Source organism: Hydrogenoanaerobacterium sp. (assembly GCF_032017025.1).
In the GTDB taxonomy this organism is placed as follows: domain Bacteria; phylum Bacillota; class Clostridia; order Oscillospirales; family Ruminococcaceae; genus Hydrogenoanaerobacterium.
Genome location: NZ_DALZQO010000040.1, coordinates 1 through 1,880, shown reverse-complemented (window position 1 = coordinate 1,880; position 1,880 = coordinate 1). Strand labels below are relative to the sequence as shown.

The window sequence follows — 1,880 nt, the reverse complement described above, 5'->3', positions numbered from 1 at the left end:
GTATAACCATCCGCAGGCTGTTTGTACGCAAAGTCGATTCCGTTGGCTCCGCCGGCGCCTTCTACGTTTACAATTTCAACCGGCACGCCTAGAATCTCCTGCAGGATTGGCTGCATGGGGCGAATTGTGCCGTCGGCTCCGCCACCTACACCCCATGGGCAAACGAGGGTAACTTTCCGTTCCCATTTCCAGTCGCTGCTTTCAGCCGGGGCTTCGGTTTTAGCCGGTGCAGAGGGTTCGGTGGGGTTTGCCAAACTGTTGGAAACCGTGCCGGAGCTGCAGCCCGTAAGTAAGCTAATTACCATTAGCGCGGATACGATAGCCTTGAATTTTTTGCTCATTTTCTACCTCTCCTTTTTTGCAATGTGCAATTTTGCTAGTTTTTTTAAACTAATAAAATTATAATTTATAAACCTTAACTTGTTTTATGAATTTTCTTAAATCTTGTTAAGATAAAAAGTTTTTATGTTTTTTATTTTTTTTATGCTATAATGATAGCAACAAGGGGGTAATTTCCAAATGAATCGCTTTAAAATCTTGATAGTCGACGATGAAAAGATGGTGCGAAAAATGATCGCCCGAATCCTTGAAAGTGAAGGAATGCTCACCTATCAAGCCTCTAACGGACCGGATGCACTCCGCATGGTGCAGGAGCAGGATTTTGATTTGATTATTCTCGATATTGTAATGGAGGGCATGGACGGTTTCCAAGTTATCAACGAACTTCGCAGTCTGGGTCTGCTCACTCCCGTTTTTGTCTTGAGCGGTCGCCAAGCAGACAATGATAAGGTATTTGCGCTAGGGATTGGTGCAGACGACTATGTAACCAAACCATTTAGCACTACTGTGCTTTGCGCTAAGGTCAAGGCCTGTCTGCGGCGCATTCATATTTCCGGTAGCAAGTCCACCTGCATTGAAGCAGGGCCTTTTTGCTATATTTGCGACGAAATGCGTCTGCTAAAAGAAGAATGTGAGATTCCACTTTCCAGTAAGGAAAGCTTCATGATAAAATACTTTATGAGCAACCCCAACAAGGTTCTTACCAAGGAGCAAATTTACAGCAATGTCTGGGGTGATAACGCGGTGGACGACAACACCATAATGGTACATATCCGACGTTTGCGCACTAAAATTGAAGACGATCCGAATCAGCCGCTTTATCTTAAAACTGTCCGAGGCGTCGGATATCAGTTTTTGATTCCATAATAAGTGAGTAGAATAAAAAGAGCCCACCGTTATTGAACCGCTCCATGGAAAATAGACAGTAAAAAGAAAGACCAATCGTAGAATATCTAAAGATTACGCCGTCTGGCTCCGTTTTTAAAATGGAGTCAGGCGGTATTTTAGTTGGTAGCGCTCAAAATTGTAGAAATAGATATAATCATCAATCAGTTGCTGAGCCTGCTCAAAGGACTGGATTTTCTGCCGAGAAATGCACTCTGTTTTGAGCATGGAGAAGAAATTCTCAGCCATAGCATTGTCATAAGGGTTTCCCCGTCTTGACATAGAGGGTGTAATACCATATTCTTTAGTAAGGGTAAAGTATGCTTGGGATGTGTATTGAAACCCTTGGTCGCTGTGGAACTGTAACTCCCCAGCGACCGTTTCTTTTTGCATGGCCGCTCGTATTGTTTCCAGCACTAAATTAATGGTTTGCTGTTTGGCGATTTTGTAGGCAACTACACTGTTGTCAAAGAGGTCACGAATGACGGACAGATAGAGAAAGCCTTGTGCAGTGGGGATATAGGAGATATCAGTCGCCCATTTCTTGTTGGGTTGCTCTGTTTTAAAGTTACGGTTCAGAATATTGGTGTAGCGATGAATCGATTGTCCACATGATTGCCACCTTCTGCGCCGAACCTCACTGAGCAAACCATACT

The 1,880-nt window shown here is 43.8% G+C and carries 2 protein-coding genes and 1 pseudogene; 1 reads left to right on the top strand and 2 read right to left on the bottom strand.

The features are described from left to right. Positions 1 to 341: pseudogene (locus RTV33_RS15280) on the bottom strand (hypothetical protein); the annotation flags it as partial. A gap of 178 nt (positions 342 to 519) precedes the next feature. On the opposite strand from RTV33_RS15280, the gene RTV33_RS15275 reads away from it, so the two are divergent. Beyond that, positions 520 to 1,206 (top strand): response regulator transcription factor, encoded by a 687-nt coding sequence (locus tag RTV33_RS15275; protein WP_312645682.1) that lies wholly within the window; start codon positions 520 to 522, stop codon positions 1,204 to 1,206. Between the two features lie 114 nt (positions 1,207 to 1,320). Here the strand turns inward: RTV33_RS15275 and RTV33_RS15270 are convergent. Next, positions 1,321 to 1,880, bottom strand: a 560-nt coding sequence (locus RTV33_RS15270; RefSeq protein ID WP_312645680.1) for an IS3 family transposase, incomplete at its 5' end; no start/stop codon positions are given.